13 protein-coding genes and 2 pseudogenes are annotated in these 16,306 nt (G+C 51.0%); all 15 read left to right on the top strand.

The features are described from left to right. Positions 1-123: 123 nt before the first annotated feature. Positions 124-1,014 (top strand): LysR family transcriptional regulator, encoded by an 891-nt coding sequence (locus P157_RS0100075; RefSeq protein ID WP_026759214.1) that lies wholly within the window; start codon positions 124-126, stop codon positions 1,012-1,014. A 2-nt stretch (positions 1,015-1,016) separates the two neighbouring features. Further along, positions 1,017-1,418 carry a thioesterase family protein gene (locus P157_RS0100070; protein WP_026759213.1) on the top strand — a complete coding sequence of 134 codons (402 nt, stop codon included), beginning with the start codon at positions 1,017-1,019 and terminating at the stop codon, positions 1,416-1,418. 90 nt (positions 1,419-1,508) lie between these two features. Then, positions 1,509-2,201: a response regulator transcription factor gene (locus P157_RS0100065; protein WP_026759212.1), complete on the top strand. Its 693-nt coding sequence runs from the start codon at positions 1,509-1,511 to the stop codon at positions 2,199-2,201. 25 nt (positions 2,202-2,226) lie between these two features. Continuing rightward, a complete protein-coding gene (locus P157_RS0100060) occupies positions 2,227-3,636 on the top strand; it encodes a sensor histidine kinase (RefSeq protein WP_026759211.1) in 1,410 nt (469 codons plus the stop codon). 98 nt (positions 3,637-3,734) lie between these two features. After that, positions 3,735-5,717, top strand: coding sequence for a clostripain-related cysteine peptidase (locus tag P157_RS13420; RefSeq protein ID WP_051598401.1), 1,983 nt, complete (start codon positions 3,735-3,737; stop codon positions 5,715-5,717). Between the two features lie 91 nt (positions 5,718-5,808). Further along, a complete protein-coding gene (locus P157_RS0100050; RefSeq protein ID WP_026759210.1) occupies positions 5,809-6,156 on the top strand; it encodes a histidine triad nucleotide-binding protein in 348 nt (115 codons plus the stop codon). Between the two features lie 108 nt (positions 6,157-6,264). After that, positions 6,265-6,444, top strand: coding sequence for a 30S ribosomal protein S21 (gene rpsU, locus P157_RS0100045; protein WP_014425320.1), 180 nt, complete (start codon positions 6,265-6,267; stop codon positions 6,442-6,444). 80 nt (positions 6,445-6,524) lie between these two features. After that, positions 6,525-6,971 carry a GatB/YqeY domain-containing protein gene (locus tag P157_RS0100040; RefSeq protein WP_026759209.1) on the top strand — a complete coding sequence of 149 codons (447 nt, stop codon included), beginning with the start codon at positions 6,525-6,527 and terminating at the stop codon, positions 6,969-6,971. A gap of 291 nt (positions 6,972-7,262) precedes the next feature. Further along, positions 7,263-7,895, top strand: a complete 633-nt coding sequence (locus P157_RS0100035) for an NfeD family protein (RefSeq protein WP_026759208.1) — start codon at positions 7,263-7,265, stop codon at positions 7,893-7,895. 15 nt (positions 7,896-7,910) lie between these two features. Beyond that, complete coding sequence (gene floA / locus P157_RS0100030) at positions 7,911-8,912, top strand: flotillin-like protein FloA (RefSeq protein ID WP_026759207.1); 1,002 nt, start codon at positions 7,911-7,913, stop codon at positions 8,910-8,912. Between the two features lie 12 nt (positions 8,913-8,924). After that, positions 8,925-9,347, top strand: a complete 423-nt coding sequence (locus P157_RS0100025) for a hypothetical protein (protein WP_026759206.1) — start codon at positions 8,925-8,927, stop codon at positions 9,345-9,347. Between the two features lie 789 nt (positions 9,348-10,136). Then, positions 10,137-11,324 (top strand): N-acetylmuramoyl-L-alanine amidase, encoded by a 1,188-nt coding sequence (locus P157_RS0100020; RefSeq protein ID WP_026759205.1) that lies wholly within the window; start codon positions 10,137-10,139, stop codon positions 11,322-11,324. Positions 11,325-11,375: 51 nt separating this feature from the next. Next, entirely contained in the window at positions 11,376-12,575 is a 1,200-nt protein-coding gene (locus tag P157_RS0100015; RefSeq protein WP_026759204.1) for a YecA family protein, read from the top strand. Continuing rightward, a pseudogene (locus tag P157_RS13415) lies at positions 12,575-13,917 on the top strand (MATE family efflux transporter). The gene P157_RS0100015 and the pseudogene P157_RS13415 overlap by 1 nt, the downstream one beginning before the upstream one ends. Before the next feature lie 549 nt (positions 13,918-14,466). Then, positions 14,467-16,306 (top strand): annotated as a pseudogene (locus P157_RS15835) (ABC-F family ATP-binding cassette domain-containing protein); the annotation flags it as partial.

Here is a 16,306-nt window from a genome sequence, read left to right as displayed (position 1 = left end):
CTCTTTTGTTTTTATTACTTTTTTGGAAAAACATTGCTCTTATTTGTCAAAAAAGTTATAATAAACCTAAATGGTTATACTAGCTATGAAGTTTTGCATATAGATTTGAGAAAGAGGCAGGAAATGGATATCAAGGATATGCGGGCGTTTTACGCCATTGTGGAGGAAGGAAATATCAGTCATGCGGCCCAGCGGCTGGATATTGCCCAGCCCGCTTTATCGCGGCAGATGAAACGGCTGGAAACTTCTCTGGGAGTACAGCTTTTTGAACGGGGCAGCCGCCGTATCCGCCTGACCGATGCGGGCCGGGTCATGTACTCCCGCGTGGAGCACATTCTGGGCATGGTGGATGGTACCGTCCGGGAGATTACGGAAATCGGCTCGGGCATAGCCGGTTCTGTTCGCCTGGGTACCATCACTACGTCCGGGGCTTTACTTTTGCCGGAACTTATTTCTGAATTTCATTCCCGCTATCCCAATGTGACCTATCAGATTTGGGAAGCGGAAGGGGCGCGCATTCTGGAACTGCTGGATAACCGCGTGATTGAAATCGGCATTACCCGCACGCAGGTGGATTCCAAGGTTTACGAGTCCATTGTGCTGCCCAATGAGCCGCTGGTGCTCATCATGAACAAGGAGCAGGAAATCGGCGCCGCCAGCGATAAGGTGGAACTTAAAGAGCTCAAAGACCAGCCCATCATCATTCCGCTGCGCTGGCAGTCGGTATTCATTGCCAACTGCCGCAAGCTGGGCTTTGAGCCCAACATTGTCTGCGTCAGCGACAGTATCGTACAGGACTTGCTGCTGGCCAAGATGGGGATGGGCATGGCGCTTTTGCCGGTGTCCTCCAAGACCCTTTTGACTGACGGCAATCTCATATATAAAAAGCTGATTGAGCCGGAGATGAGTACCCATACGGTAATTGCCTGGCTGAAGAACCGCACGCTCTCATCCTCCAGTGAACATCTGATTCGTCTGTTCCGAGAAATGTTTCTCGGAGAGAAAGGAGTATAAAGATGGAATTAACGGCTGTGCAAGTGGGACTTAAAAATACGGTTTCTGAGGAAGTTACAGAGGAAAAAACCGCCCGGGCCATGGGCAGCGGCAGCCTGCCGGTTTATGCGACACCGGCCATGACCTGCCTGATGGAAAAGGCGGCTACGGAGGCAGTGGAAGCTCTGGTGCCGGAGGGCTGGACCACCGTGGGCATCAGCCTTCATGTGGCGCATACCGCAGCGACGCCTGTGGGACTAACCGTGCGGGCGGAAGCTGAGGTTACGGCTGTGGAAGGGCGCAAGATTATCTTCACCGTGCGGGCCTATGATGACCAGGGAGAAATTGGCGTAGGCAGCCATGAGCGTTTTGCGGTAGCCAAGGAGAAGTTTTTGGCCAAGGCCGCAGCGAAAGTACAACATTAAATTTCCATTATAATTACAAGGCAAGGCTTTTCAAACCTTGCCCTTCGTTATATTATATATGTATGTTTAACTTACAGGAGGGGACTTTGTATGGCGAATCCGAAAATTTTTATCGTAGAAGATGAACACCGTATTGCCCGTTTTTTGCAGATTGAACTCGAACATGAAGGCTATGACACGGCTCTTGAGGATAACGGCCGTCATGCCCTGGATAGAATCTTAAAGGGTGGCTTTGACCTGGTACTCTTGGATGTGATGTTGCCGGAAATGGATGGGATGGAAGTTTGCCGCAAAGTGCGGGAGACTTCGGACGTGCCCATCATCATGTTGACGGCTCGCGATGATGTGTCCGATATGGTGTCGGGACTGGACTTGGGCGCGGATGATTACATCACCAAACCCTTCGACATGCAGGAACTTCTGGCCCGCATCCGCCGTGCTCTGCGCAGCCATTACAAGGAGAATCCCAGCGAAGGGGATGAGAACGAGCGTCTGGCCATCAAGGACCTCATCATGATTCCGAGCCGCTATGAAGTGCGGGTCAAGGGTGAGTTTGTGCAGCTCACCAAAAAGGAATATGCCCTGTTGGAATTTTTGCTGCGCAACAAGCGCAATGTTCTGTCCCGTGAACAGATTCTGCAGGCGGTATGGGGCTATGATTACAATGGGGACACCAATGTGGTGGATGTTTATATCCGTTACCTCCGCTCGAAAATCGATGAACGCTATCAGGAAAAATACATCTATACGGTGCGGGGCATAGGCTATGCTGTCAGGGATTAAGGCCTGGCTGCGGCATCCGAAACTGATGTTTGCGCGTCTGCGCTATGCCCAAATCTCCACCAAGATTACCTGCTTTTATGCGGCGGTACTGCTGCTGGTGCTGATTCTCACCAGTACACTGACGGGGTTGGGCGTATTCTTCTCCTTCTACCATCAGGCGGAAGTGGAATTGGAAATCAGCATGAATCATGTGTTGGATGTCATGGAGCAGGGCCGTTCGCTGGATATGGATTTTGGCCGCGATGATTTGGTTCTGCCCGGTGTGGTATTGCGCATAACCGACAGCCGGGGAAAAATCGTTTACGAAAACGACAGCCATTACCCGCCACTGCGGCGCATCGAGGAACATACGGAAAAAAATCCGCCCTTCTGGGCCAACAAGAATATGCAGGTGGTGCAGCTTCACAATGCCACACTTTACCATGCGCGCATGGACGTGGAATACCGCGGACAGGTTTATAATATGCACTTCTTCCGCACCATCACCGCGGAGAAGCATTTTTTGGAAACCCTGCAGAAAATTCTGTTCCTGATGACGATTTTGGGCTTCTTTCTGGCGCTGTTGGCAGGATTCTTTGTGAGCCGCCGCATTTTGCAGCCCATTCGCGAGATGACGGCTACGGCTCGGAAAATCGAAGTGGAAAATATGGACAAGCGCATTGTGGTGCCGCCTGCTCGGGATGAGCTTTCCGAATTGGCGCAGACCTTCAACCACATGCTGGATAGGTTGGAGGGGGGCTTTGAGCAGCAGAAGCGCTTTGTGTCGGATGCCTCCCATGAACTGCGCACGCCGGTGACGGTTATCCTGGGGTATTCGGATTTGCTGTCCCGTTGGGGACGTGCGGATGAAGCGGTACTGGATGAGGGCATTTCGTCCATCCGCTCCGAAGCCGAGAACATGCAGCAGTTGATTGAAAAGCTCCTGTTTCTGGCCCGGGCTGACCAGAACCGTCAGGTACTGCATAAGGAAAATATCGAACTCAGTGAGCTCTTGGAAGACATCATGCGGAAGATGCAGCTCGTGACCAAGAATCACAGCGTGGAGCTGTTGCAAAATGATGACGGTATGATGTATGGCGATTTGGTGACCGTGCGGCAGATGTTCCGCATCTTCCTGGATAACAGCACGAAGTATACGCCCCAGGGCGGCCGTATCACGGTGAAGTCCGAACGGGTGGAAAATGAGGACGGGCTGTTCATGCAAGTGGCGCTGGCCGATAACGGCATTGGCATTGACAAGAAAGACCAGCAGAAGGTCTTTGAACGGTTCTATCGGGTGGATACTTCCCGTACCAAGGCCCAGGGCGTCAGCGGAACCGGGCTGGGGCTTTCCATAGCCAGTTGGATTGCCCAGCAGCATGACATTGAAATCCGGCTCGAAAGTGAGCTGGGCAAGGGAACGACCATCTATTTACAAATACCATTGGTATCTTAAAAATGAAAAGACCTCGAAACCCAATGAAAAGGGCTTCGGGGTCTTTGTTTGTATAAAGTTGCTCTGTAGCCGCAGGCAGAAAAATGAGCGGCAGAGGGATGGCACAGGAGGAAATTGCCAATGGCTGGCGAAGAAGTCATTACGGTAAAAGCTTGAACCGCTTGATGATGCTGACTGGGGATAGCGTGTGTCAGAACAGGAAAAATGAAGAAGGGGATGAGAGGATGAGCAAGAAGACCTTGTGCCGCCTGCTGCTTTTTATTGTACTGTTGGGTGGGCTGGTTGCAGGCTGTTCCGGGATAAAGTTCACACAGGGCAACTGGGTCGTTTCCATCTATATGTGTGGCTCGGATTTGGAGTCAGAGAGTGGTTTTGCCTCAGCTGACCTGAAGGCCTTGCAAAGCATACCACTTCCGGAAAATGTGAAGTTCGTCATTCAGACCGGTGGTGCAAAAAAATGGCAGACCGCAGGCATACCGGAAAATGAATTGGCCCGTTATGTTTATGACAGCAGTGGTTTTCATGAGGTAGAACGACTGCAGGATGCCAGCATGGGGGATGAAGAAACACTGGAGGCCTTTCTGCGCTTCAGCAAGGAGCGTTACCCTGCGGACCATCGGATGCTCGTCTTTTGGGACCATGGCGGTGGCAGTTTAGGCGGCTGCTGCTTTGATGAAAAATATGAAACGACACTCACTCTGAATGATTTACGGCAGGCACTGCAGAGTGTAGAAGAAAATAATCCGAAGAAGCCGGCTTTTGAGCTCGTGCTGTTTGACACCTGCCTGATGGCGAGCATCGAGACCGCGAACACCATGTACGGCTTTGCGCGTTACATGGCGGCTTCGGAAGAACTCATGCCGGGAACAGGCACGGACTATGTCGGCTGGGTAGGAGCTTTAGCGAAAGACCCGGGCATGGACGGGAAAAAGCTCGGGACGGTCATCTGTGAAACCTACCTGCCGCATTGCGAGCGCCATGAAGCGGATGATATGGCAACCTTATCCCTGATTGATTTGGGGCAAATGCCCGCTCTGAATGATGCTTACGAAAAAATGGGGCAGGAAGCATTGAAACTGTCCCAGGGAAATCCGCGTCATTTTTTCACCACGTATGACCGGGTGGCTGGCGGCGTGGAAAATTATGGGCCGAATGACAGCGAAGACTATACCAATATGGTGGATTTGGGCTCTTTGGCGGACGGCATGGCCGAGCTTAGCACAGCTCCTGCTTTCGTGGAGGCGCTGGATAAAGCTGTGGTATGCAAGACGGCGGGGCCCTATCGTAAATATGGTATGGGATTGTCCGGCTATTACAGCCTCTATGGCGGTTTGGATTCGTGGCAGATTTACTCGTCCCTGACAGGAGTCAGCAAGGCGTTCGCCAAGCTCTATCACGATATGCTTTCCGGCAGCGGCGATGGTACACCCTGGTTTTATTTTGATGTCGAGAAGATAAAACATGCGCATATTGTTCTTAATGAGAACAATATGGCCACTATCGCCCTTTCGCCGGAAGATGCCAATGCCATCAGTCAGGCCGATTTTCTGCTCTGTTCCTATGATGCGCAGGGAAGAGAGATTTATCTGGGCAGTGATGATAAAATGAAGGCCGATTGGGAGCGCGGCGTATTCCAGGAGAATTTTGACGGGAAGTGGCCAGCCTTGAACGGTCATGTCCTGTCTTTCTATCTCAGCGAACAGCAGCAGGATTATAATCTTTACTATTCCTACATTCTGCTTAACGGGCAGAAGTGTTATCTAACCGCTGGCTATGATTTCACGAAGGGCGAATATGAGATACTCAGCATTCACCGCGTTTTGAAAAATGGCTGGATGGATAGGCAAAACCTGAACTTGAAAGCTGGCGACCAAATCATCCCGCTGTTCTTCAATGACGAGGGAGAGGAAGTGAAAGGCACGACGTTCCAGTTGGCAGGTGAGCCTGTTTTGCGAGACGAGCCGCTTGCAAATGGGACCTACGCGTTTGCATTCCGTTTCACGACTGCGCGGAATGAGTCCGTTGTTTCGGAGACGATTCATTTTGTAATTCAAAACGGGGGAATGACGGTGACAAAATAAACAGTGAGAAAATATTTTTTGCATCCTTGCAGGTGTTTTCCAATTTATGACGAATAATGTATAATATGCGATTGTGAAGGAGGTGTTAATGATGGCAGATTGTATTTTTTGCAAGATTGCGGGCAAGGAGATTCCGTCTACGGTAGTCTATGAAGACGAGACCGTGCTGGCATTCAAGGATTTGGAACCGCAGGCCCCTGTGCATGTGCTCGTGATTCCGAAAAAACACGTGGAAAGCGTGGCAGCATTAAAGGCTGAAGATAAGGAACTGGCAGCACATATTCTGGTCGATGTGATTCCGCAGATTGCACGCGAGTTAGGTGTAGCGGAATCCGGTTTCCGTGTAGTTGCCAATACGGGCGATGAAGGCGGTCAGACCGTAAAACATCTGCATTTCCATCTCTTAGGCGGTCGCTCCCTGCAATGGCCCCCAGGCTAACGATTTGTGCGGATTTGTGTTGACAGGCTCGCTACCTTTATTGTATAATATCGTGGTGTAGTTTTAGAAACACAAACTCCCATGTTAAGTGGAGGGGGGGAAAAATAGATGGCAAACGAAATTAAAGTTGGTAAAAACGAATCAATCGATAGTGCTCTCCGCCGCTTCAAGCGTATGTCCCAGAAAGCTGGTACTCTGGCTGAAGTGAGAAAACGTGAACATTACGAGAAACCGAGCGTTCGCCGCAAGAAGAAATCTGAAGCAGCTCGTAAACGCAAGTTCAGATAATTTGCGCGGGACACCTGCAAGTCGTAAGATTTTCAGGTGTCTTTTTGTTATATGGATTTATATTACAGGAGGATTAGAAAATGTCGTTAAAGGAACAGCTTACTGCTGACATGAAAGAAGCCATGAAGAATAAGGAAAAGGAACGTCTGGCCGTTATCCGTATGGTGCGCGGTGCTATCCGCCAGCAGGAAATTGACGGACAGAAGGAACTTGGCGAGGAAGATGTAATCGCGGTTATCAGCAAGGAAGTAAAAATGCGCCGTGATTCCATCGAAGAATTCCAGAAGGGTGGCCGTGAGGATTTGGTGGAAAAGACGCAGGCGGAAATCGATGTGCTCCTGCCTTATCTGCCGGCTCAGCTTTCCGAAGACGAAGTGCGTGAACTCGTGAAGGCTGCGGTGGAACAGACCGGAGCTGCTACGCCGAAGGATATGGGCAAGGTTATGGGCGTGCTGATGCCGAAGGTTAAGGGGCGCGCTGATGGGAAGATGGTTAATACAATCGTGAAGAGCTTCCTGCAGGGATAACATCATAGTGCTAAGGCGCCCGTGGGGGCTGGCAGTATTTTTCCTCCGCTGAGACAGGCTTGTCAAACGCTACGGAAAAACACCGCCAGCCCCCACGGGCTTAGGTTGTATGTTACATAGAGGTGCTAAGGCGCTCGTGGAGACTAGTGATGCTTTTCCTTCGCCATAGACAGGCTTGTCAAAAGCTGCGGAAAACATCACCAGTCTCCATGAGCTTAGTACGATGCAGTAGCTTCGCCTAGGCAGGACTTTATGCAGGCGGTGTGGAAATATTTCTTAGGGGGTGAGTATATGGATATGGTGGTAGGTATGCCGGTGGTGCAGATGCTTTTGCTGGCGATTATGTTTCTGGCCATTATGGTGGAGATAAAGACTGGTGGCTTGGGAGCAGGTATCTTGCTGGGGCTGGTAGCCGCTGGTGTCTTTTGGGGCAGTCAGTATGTGAAAGGGCTGGTGTCCCTGTATCAGATTGCCATATTTATGGGCGGTATTCTCTGTATTATCGTGGAAATGTTGCTGCCTACGGTGGGGCTTTTGGCTGGCCTGGGTGTTGCCGCTATGCTCTACAGCGTGGTGCTGGCACTGGGCGGAGATATTCATGCGCTCTATGCCATGCTGATTTCCTTTGTGGCAGCGATTGTGATTTTTGCACTTATCGTTAAGCGTTTGCCTTCGAGTAAACTTTGGAATAAGGTGGTGCTGAAGGATGAATCGCGTTCGGAACGCGGCTTTGTCAGTGCGGCACCGCGGGAGTCACTGCTGGGAGCTGTGGGTGAAGTGCTCACGGAGCTGCGTCCTTCTGGCAGTGTGCGGCTGAATGGCAAACCTGTGGATGTGGTTTCCGAAGGGGCTTTTGTGCCGAAAGGTGTACAGGTTCAAGTTGTGGCCGTCGAAGGAAACCGGGTAGTTGTGCGACAGATTTAAGGAGGTTTTGCATTTATGAGTGGTTTGATTGGAACAGGTTTTTTGTTAGTCCTGATTATTGCATTTATCATGGTGTTCCTGCACTTTGTCCCCATCGGACTCTGGATTTCTGCTTTGGCAGCCAATGTGCGGGTGGGCATTATGACTTTGGTTGGTATGCGCATGCGCCGCGTACCGCCTAACAAGATTATCCTGCCGCTGATTAAGGCCAATAAAGCTGGTCTTGATGTGGCCGTTAATCAGCTCGAAGCTCATTACTTGGCGGGTGGTAACGTGGATAAGGTCGTGGATGCCCTTATCGCGGCTCACCGTGCGCAGATTCCCCTGCCCTTTGAACGCTCTGCCGCCATTGATTTGGCTGGCCGTGATGTGCTCGAAGCCGTGCAGATGAGCGTTAATCCGAAGGTTATCGAAACGCCGGTGGTTTCCGCTGTGGCCAAAAACGGTATCGAACTTAAAATCAAGGCACGTGTTACCGTGCGCGCTAATATTGACCGTCTGGTCGGTGGTGCTGGTGAACCGACGATTATCGCCCGTGTTGGCGAAGGTATCGTCACAACTGTAGGTTCTTCCGAAAGCCACAATGATGTGCTGGCTAACCCGGATGATATTTCCAAGACAGTGTTGGGGAAGGGCCTCGACGCCGGTACGGCCTTTGAAATCCTCTCCATTGATATCGCTGACGTGGATGTAGGCCGCAACATCGGTGCAGAACTGCAGACTGACCAGGCCGAAGCCGACAAGCGCATCGCGCAGGCTAAAGCCGAAGAACGCCGCGCGATGGCTGTAGCTAAAGAGCAGGAAATGAAGGCTTACACGCAGGAAATGGAAGCCAAGGTTGTCGAAGCACAGGCCGAAGTGCCGCATGCTATGGCACAGGCTTTGCGGGAAGGCAAGCTCGGGGTTATGGACTACTACAACCTCAACAATGTGCAGGCCGACACGGATATGCGCAATGCCATCAGCACGAGCAGTGCGGGCAGCAAATTGCAGGCGCCGTCGGCACCGGTAAAATAAGGAGGGGTACTTATGGACTCCTTTTGGGTCATAGTCCTCTTTATTCTCTTTGCCATCTTTTCTGACCGCAAGGACAAGAAAAAGCCGGTGCCCAAACGCCGGATACCGGATTTCCCCCAGCGCCCCCTGCCGGATATTCCGCAGCCTAAACAGGAGCGCATAAAAATCGAAATTCCGGAACTGAGAGGCGCTCCGCCGCTGCCTGACATTCAGACAACGGCAGAAGTGGAAACACAGGAGGCGATTCGTGCACAGCAGGAACGCTATCAGGAAATGCTGCGCCGCAAGAAAAAGCAGCGGGAACAGGCAGAGAAACGTGCAGAATCCCAGCGAGTCGAACAAGCACAGGCTCCGCAGAATACGGTGACGTTAAGTAATTTGCAACAGGCAGTTATCTGGTCAGAAATTCTCGGCAAGCCAAAAGCAAGACGTTAGTTTATCGGGGAACTCGTGATAAAGGTATCCAGTTCATACGTTGTCAGGGGCGAACGGGAAGTAATTTTTCTGTTTTCCGCTAAACGACCCCCTCGTAAAAGAGAACTGTCCAGTTACCTGCGCCGGGCAGGCCAACGGCGCTGCTTTCAGCGTATTTGCTTAGCTGCATCCTACAGGGGCCGGCCTTCACTTCGTTCAGGCAGTCGCTCCTGACAGAAAAATCACTTCCCGTCCGCCTCAAACTATGGATTATGCAATCGGCGAGAACTCGTTGTTCCCGTTACAAGAACATCGATGTACTTGCTGCTTGTCACCGCGAAAATACCGTCTTATACGAGCATTGCTTAGGGTGGAGGTGGTGATGCTTTTCGGCGTGGAACGACTGTCCGAACGAAGTGAGGACTGGCCCACAAACGGCACAGACTAAACACTGGGCTGAACATACGCGCCGCCGGTCTTGCCCGGCGCAGGTAACTAAAAGGTCCATACATTTACTTGTGGGTCATTTAGTGCAACGGCGAAAAGTATTACCACCTCCGCCCAAATTGAGCTGTAACAACTAAAAGTAATCTCGCAATAACATCGACAAACTGCAATTTACTAAAAGTCCGTTGACACTTTTTGTCAGCGGACTTTTTACGATAAGGAAAATTTCCCCATTCTCGTTGTCTCAAAGCAGTGTGTGAAGATGTTCTATCTTAAATCTCCATTAAAATCCTCCCCAGCCCTTGCATTTTCACGCAATAAAGTTGATAATAGAGTATATGTGTCCTGTAATGGAGGGATTCTATGAAACGTATTTTCTTCTATATACATTTACTGCTGTTGACAACTTTATGTCTGCTCCTGCCCCTCTCCGCGGCTTCGGCTGCTGATGAGGCATTCAGTGAGCGTATCAGCGGCATGGCCGAAATCACTGGCATCCGTGACAGTTTTAACGGGGATAAGACTCGTATTGTCATCGATGCCACCAAGCCCGTAAAATACAAAAAAATGGTGCTGTCCGGCCCTGACCGTGTGGTGGTGGATATAGAAAATGCCTGGCTGTCGCCGAAGGTGGACAAACACATCCATATTGACAACCGCTTTGTAGGGGGCGTAAAAATCGCCCAATTTGACCCCAAAACTGTTCGTGTGGTGGTAGAGACTAAGGTGGGCAAAAACAACTACAATGTCTTTGCCTTGAGTAGTGGCAAAACACCCGGCCGCATTGTCATGGACTTTGGCAATCTGACCGATTCGGATGACGCACAAATTGACATGTCAAAAACAGGCTCGCATCCGTCCACGCCGAAAACAGAACCGGCGAAACCAAGTACCAAGCCTGAACCCGAACCTGCAGAAAAACAGGAACCTGCTGGTGGGGAAGACATGGATGGCGAACTGGCAGGCATTACCGGCTTGAAAGGCCGCATAATCGTCATTGACCCCGGTCATGGCGGCAGCGACTCCGGTGCTATCGGCCCCACGGGGGTTATGGAAAAGAGCGTGACCCTGCGGGTGTCCAATGAAGTCAAACGCCTGTTGGTGAAAGAAGGCGCTACGGTCTATATGACCCGTAATGCCGATATCGAAGTTTCCAAGAAGCGGGCCAAGGCTACGGACATTGAAGAACTGCAGGCTCGCTGTGATGTGGCCAATGTCAAGAAAGCCGATATCTTTGTTTCCATTCATATGGATTCCTTTACCAACAATGCGGCGAAAGGTACCACAGGCTATTATTATTCCCTGGGGGACAAGCGCTCCCGCAAGCTGGCGGATAAGATTCGGGCTGGCATCGTTGACCAGCTGGGCACCCAGAGCCGGGGCACCCAGAGCAGCAACTTCTATGTGGTGAAGCATACCGATATGCCGGCTACGCTGGTGGAAGTTGCCTTTATCTCCAACGAGAGCGAAGAGAAAATGCTCGACAGCGAAGAAGGCATTCGCAAAGCTGCCCAGGGCATTGCCGATGGCATTGCCGATTACTTTGGCTGAGAACAAATTACCCTGTAAGACGTAAGGATAGAAAGGATTTTAGAAAGACCAATGGAAGACCAGAAAAAAGAATTGACCCAGGCAGAAACTCTTGCCCAGATGATGGAAGCGGATATGGAGGAGCGCAAGAAGGCCCTCTATCGTCACAAGATGCCGGAAAAGAACACGCTGAAGGACATGCTGAACGCCATGACTAAGGCGGAACTCGACGATATCCGCTACAACCTCAACATCAGCGGCGCCAGCTCCCTCAAGAAGGCAGAATTGGCAGAGAAGCTGGCTCCGGAAATTTTGAAGTTTGCCCGCATCTGGCTGCCCTCTATTCTTTTGGAAGAATACGAATGCTTCCAGCATTTCATTCTCGAAAAGGGCAAGAGTGCCAAGTTGCGGGATGATGATGTGCGTCTGGATTACCTGCGGGGACTGGGCCTCTTATCCTGCGGTAAGGATGGAGATAAACTTATCTGGTACATGCCGAAGGAAATCCGGGCTGAATTCAAGAAGCTGGATTCTCCGAACTTTGAGGCGCTTGCGACCATGAACACGGAGATTACCCGCCTGACGGCCGGTTATCTGTTCTACTATGGTTATATGGATTATGAAACCCTCTATACCAAAGTGGCCGGGCAGCTGGAAGCCGACCAGCGGGAAAACCTGTCCTTCAAGGACTTTGTGGGCGTGATGCTCAATGCTTCCTGCTGGACGAACACCATTGTGGCACTGCCGCAGGGCGTGAAGTACTATACGCTGATTGATGAGAACGCTCTGGAAGACGAACAGCGCAAGCACAGCAATCTGGACTATGCAGAATTTGGCTATAAACAGCTTTTTGAAGCAGGTGCCAATAATCATATTGATGCGACCAACGAGTACAAGGATTTGGCGCAGTTCTTTATGAAGGAGCATGGCTGTGATGTGCTCAAGGCTGCGGATATTGTGGGCGAAATCTTTATCCTGTTGCAGAATGGCGGTTCCATGCAGGAAGCTGCTGAATATCTGGAACAGCTGGGCATGATGGAGGACGAGGCCAAGATGAAGGCTGTAGTACCTCTGCTCATTGCCTACAATAACGAAACCCATCTTTGGCCGCTTAAAGGCCACACCCCCAGCGAACTTTTCGCCAAGAGTGGTGTGGGTCAGGTGATTCCCTTTGCGGAAGTACGCCGTCAAAAGGCGGGCCGCAATGACCCTTGTCCCTGTGGCAGCGGCAAGAAGTATAAGAACTGTTGCCTGTCTAAGGATGAAAACTGATGAAACAGACCTTTGGTTACAAGGCAAAAGCACGACAATTCTTTGTGGTGCTTTTGCCCATCTTTATAACCCAGTTGTCTTTAATGGCAACAGGGTTTTTTAATACGGTAATGGCCGGGCATATCAGCCAGCAGGATTTGGCGGGTGTAGCCGTGGGGGTTAATCTCTTTATGCCCTTTTTCGGCAGTTTCTTAGGAATTATCTCGGGGCTGACGCCAACCATTTCGCAGCTTTATGGCGCGGGAAAGCAGGAAAAAATCGGCTTTATCGTCAAGCAGGGCTTTTATTGGGCTTTGGCATTAGGCGTGGGCTTTGTGTCCTTGGGCTGGCTTGCAGTACCCTATATTCTGCCGCTCCTGAATCTGGAGCCGCGGGTGGAATACATCACGAGCCATTATCTGATGTTCCTGTCGCTAGGCATCATTCCCATCTTTATTTCCTCGGTGCTGCGCAACTTTATTGATGCCCATGGTTATACGCGGCTTACGATGTGCGTGACCATGTGTACGGTGCCGACCAATATCACGTTAAATTATATCTTTATGTATGGCCTCTTTGGGCTGCCGGCATTTGGCGGTATCGGTGCGGGGATTGGTTCAGCGGTAACATTGACGTTAAACCTTGTCCTGAATATTATCGTGGTCAGCCGCATGCATCCCTTCAAGGACTATCATGTGTTCCGTCACTTGCCGGGGATTCATCTGGCCGAATGGAAAAAACAGCTGGGCGTTGGTATTCCCATTGGCGCGACGATGTTCTGTGAGCAGAGTATCTTTGGGCAGTGGGGCTCTTTATGACGGCTTATGGGACGGCGATTGTGGCGGCCCATCAGGCGGCTATGAACTTTACGACCATTGTCTATATGGTGCCACTGGCGGTGAGCATGACCTTGACCATTTTGGTGGGCTATGAGGTCGGGGCAAAACGATTGGCGGATGCCCGGCAGTACATCAAGCTCAGCCGTTATCTGACCTTTTTTAGCGTTGGAACATTGGCGCTGCTCTTAACCCAGTTCCGCGATGAAATCGCCGCTCTTTATACCAGCAGTACTGAAGTGCAGCCGATACTAGCTGGGTTTCTGATTTACGCGGTCTTTATGCAGTTTGCCGACAGCATCAATGCGCCGCTTCAGGGAGCGCTCAGAGGTTTTAAGGATGTTCATGTGACCTTTATGCTCGCTGTGCTCTCGTTTTGGATTATCGGCCTGCCTATGGGTTGGGGACTGGCAAAGTATACCGATATGGGGCCGTATGGATACTGGATTGGGTTGATTGCGGGCATTGTTATCGGTGCGGTATGTCTGGAAGTAAGACTGCGGCAGGTGCAGAAAAAATACCTTTGATTTGATTACCACGATTGGGTTCGAGGTGCAAGACGCGGCAGGCGAGGACTGGCTGCCATCCGCTTAGGCGCGGAACTGAACATATTTTTTATCCATAATTTAAGGGCTGGAAAAGTCAAAACTCGCTGTGCTCAGACAGTTGACTTTTCCAGCCCATTTTTGGATTGATAAAAAATATGTTCTTTACGTTCCGCGCCAAACGCTCCTGTCAGCCAGTCCCCGCCTGTCGCTCGCTTCGCATTGCTTTTCAGCCCAACGCCTGCTATAATTACATTCAGGTGCTGTTTAGCGGTTTCGCCCTCTGGAAAGGGGCGGCGCCTATGGCTGAAACAATCGTAGTTTTACTATTGATTTGGATGATAGTTGTAGAAGTGAAAAAATAACCGCTCCTAGCTTGCCGGCATGAGCGGTTATCGTTTGAAGTAAAATATTAACCTGCGAGGGCTGACCGCTGGGCGGCACCCTTAACTTGCTTACATTATAGCACTTGCCTTGCGTGTCGGCAAGTGCTATTTCATTTCGGACTTTTGAAGTAAGGATGTTTCAACGATGATAATAACTATAGAAAAATTTACGAAAAGTTATGGCGAGAAGAATTTGTTTTCTGGCGTGAATTTCAGTATGGATGCCGGGGATAAGGTCGGGATTGTCGGTGTGAACGGCACGGGCAAGAGTACGTTTTTGAAGGCGGTGGCGGGACTGATTCCTGTGGATGCCGGAGAAATTACCACCATGCGCGGTCTGCGGATTGAGTATTTGGCGCAGGATAAGGTCTTTGAACCGGAAAATACGGTGCTCATGGAGGTGTTCCGCGGGATGTCGCCTTTGATGCAGGCTTTGCGGGGCTATGAACTGGCTATGGCGGCGGTGGAGAAAAATCCGCAGGACAAGGAAGCGCAGCAGGAAATCATGCGCTATACGGCGGTGATTGATGAGTATGACGGCTGGCAGCTTGAAGGTGCGGCCAAGACGGTATTGACGAAGTTAGGTATCCGCGATTATACGGCCAAGGCAGGTACGCTCTCCGGTGGTGAGCAGAAGCGGCTGGCTTTGGCAACGGCACTCATTCAACCCTGTGATTTGCTGATTTTGGACGAGCCGACCAATCACTTGGACAGTGAAACCATTGGCTGGCTCGAAGAATATCTGCGGGCCTTTAAGGGTGCCATCCTCATGGTGACCCATGACCGCTATTTCCTCGATAATACGTCCACGAGATTTTGGAACTGGACAAGGCAATGCCTACACTTATACGGGGAACTATTCGGAGTATCTGGAACAGAAGGCGGCGCGTCTGGAACGGGAGCAGTCCACGGAAGCCAAGCGGCAGAATTTCCTGCGCAATGAGTTAAAATGGCTGCGCCGCGGAGCACAGGCCCGTTCAACCAAACAGAAGGCACGCATTCAGCGCTATGAGGAAGTCAAAGCGCAAAGTGTAAATATCGATAACAGCACGGTGGAAATCGGTTTGGCCGGCAGCCGTTTAGGGCGCACGGTTATTGAACTGGACCATGTGCATTATGAAGTGGACGGGCGTACGATTGTCAAGGATTTTACCTATACGGTATTGCGCAACGACCGTGTTGGTATTCTGGGCTCTAATGGAACAGGGAAGACTACCTTATTGAATATCATTGCCGGACAGCTGGCGCCGACGTCTGGCACAGTGACCATTGGGCAGACGGTCAAAATCGGTTATTTTGCCCAGCGGGCGGTGGACATGGACGAGCGTCTGCGCGCCATCGAGTATGTGAAGGAAGCCGCGCATTTTATCACGCTGGCAGATGGCACGAGGATTTCGGCATCACAGCTCATGGAGCGGTTTTTATTCCCCGGTGATTTGCAGTGGACGCCGATTGGGCGGCTGTCCGGTGGCGAGAAGCGGCGGCTTTACCTGCTGCGGGTATTGATGGAAGAACCGAATGTCTTGTTGCTCGACGAACCGACCAACGATTTGGATATCGAAACCATGGCGGTGCTCGAGAGTTTTATCGATGATTTCAATGGCGCTATCATCTTTGTATCCCATGACCGTTTCTTTGTGGACAGGCTGGCAAACAAAGTCTTTGCCTATGAAGCTGACGGCAATCTGCGCATGTATGCGGGCGGCTATTCCTATTACAAGGAAAGGCTGGCTGAGGAAACTGCACAGACTGAAGCCATAGCAGAACCTGCCGTGAAGAAGCCGAAGGAAAAGCAGGCGGCCGAGGAAAAGACGGCGCCGCCTGCCAAGCGCAAGTTCACATTCAAGGAGCAGAAGGAGTACGCGGAAATCGAAGGCATTATCGCCAGTAAGGAAGGGGAACTGAAGGTGGTGCAGCTGCAAATGGCGGAGAACGCCACGGACTTTGGCCGCTTGAATGAACTGGCCAAGGAAGAAGCACGTCTC

The sequence above is a fragment of the Selenomonas ruminantium AC2024 genome (assembly GCF_000687995.1).
Lineage (GTDB): Bacteria > Bacillota > Negativicutes > Selenomonadales > Selenomonadaceae > Selenomonas_A > Selenomonas_A ruminantium_B.
This window is presented reverse-complemented; position numbering and strand designations above follow the sequence as displayed.

Bases quoted from the DNA above. Each gene is read 5' to 3' on its own strand.
- P157_RS0100020 (WP_026759205.1), top strand. From the start codon at position 10,137: ATGAAACGTATTTTCTTCTATATACATTTACTGCTGTTGACAACTTTA.
- P157_RS0100035 (WP_026759208.1), top strand. From the start codon at position 7,263: ATGGATATGGTGGTAGGTATGCCGGTGGTGCAGATGCTTTTGCTGGCG.
- P157_RS0100015 (WP_026759204.1), top strand. From the start codon at position 11,376: ATGGAAGACCAGAAAAAAGAATTGACCCAGGCAGAAACTCTTGCCCAG.
- P157_RS0100060 (WP_026759211.1), top strand. From the start codon at position 2,227: ATGTTTGCGCGTCTGCGCTATGCCCAAATCTCCACCAAGATTACCTGC.
- rpsU (WP_014425320.1), top strand. From the start codon at position 6,265: ATGGCAAACGAAATTAAAGTTGGTAAAAACGAATCAATCGATAGTGCT.
- floA (WP_026759207.1), top strand. From the start codon at position 7,911: ATGAGTGGTTTGATTGGAACAGGTTTTTTGTTAGTCCTGATTATTGCA.
- P157_RS0100025 (WP_026759206.1), top strand. From the start codon at position 8,925: ATGGACTCCTTTTGGGTCATAGTCCTCTTTATTCTCTTTGCCATCTTT.
- P157_RS0100040 (WP_026759209.1), top strand. From the start codon at position 6,525: ATGTCGTTAAAGGAACAGCTTACTGCTGACATGAAAGAAGCCATGAAG.
- P157_RS13420 (WP_051598401.1), top strand. From the start codon at position 3,735: ATGGCACAGGAGGAAATTGCCAATGGCTGGCGAAGAAGTCATTACGGT.
- P157_RS0100050 (WP_026759210.1), top strand. From the start codon at position 5,809: ATGGCAGATTGTATTTTTTGCAAGATTGCGGGCAAGGAGATTCCGTCT.
- P157_RS0100065 (WP_026759212.1), top strand. From the start codon at position 1,509: ATGGCGAATCCGAAAATTTTTATCGTAGAAGATGAACACCGTATTGCC.
- P157_RS0100075 (WP_026759214.1), top strand. From the start codon at position 124: ATGGATATCAAGGATATGCGGGCGTTTTACGCCATTGTGGAGGAAGGA.
- P157_RS0100070 (WP_026759213.1), top strand. From the start codon at position 1,017: ATGGAATTAACGGCTGTGCAAGTGGGACTTAAAAATACGGTTTCTGAG.